The organism is Phormidium sp. CCY1219, assembly GCF_035615515.1.
GTDB lineage: Bacteria > Cyanobacteriota > Cyanobacteriia > Cyanobacteriales > Laspinemataceae > CCY1219.
This window is the reverse complement of sequence record NZ_JAJENT010000861.1, coordinates 1-366: the sequence shown is the minus strand read 5'-3', so window position 1 is coordinate 366 and position 366 is coordinate 1. Positions and strand designations below refer to the sequence as shown.

General features: G+C 54.1%; 1 protein-coding gene. It reads right to left on the bottom strand.

The window, feature by feature from the left end; genetic code table 11:
- On the bottom strand, window positions 1-348 hold a 348-nt coding region (locus LKK83_RS28145; protein ID WP_442957373.1), incomplete at its 3' end, for a WD40 repeat domain-containing protein.
- Window positions 349-366 lie beyond the last annotated feature (18 nt).

Genomic DNA, 366 nt, shown 5'->3' with positions numbered 1-366 from the left:
TTTCTCATACGATATCGAGACCGCTCGTTTCCCTTCGGGGGTAATGGCTACTGCCCATACCATGTCACTATGCCCTTCTAGAGTGGCGAGTTCCATCCCGGTATCCAAATCCCACAGTTTCAGGGTGTCATCCGACGATGCCGAAAGTGCTCGTTTCCCTTCGGGGGTAATGGCTACTGCCAATACAACTTTACTATGCCCGGTGAGGGTGGCCAGTTCCGTTCCGGTCTCCAAATCCCACAGTTTCAGGGTTTCATCCGACGATGCCGAGACCGCTCGTTTCCCGTCAGGAGTGATAGCTACTGCATTTACATCGTCACTATGCCCGGTGAGGGTGGCCAGTTCCATCCCGGTCTCCAAATCCCA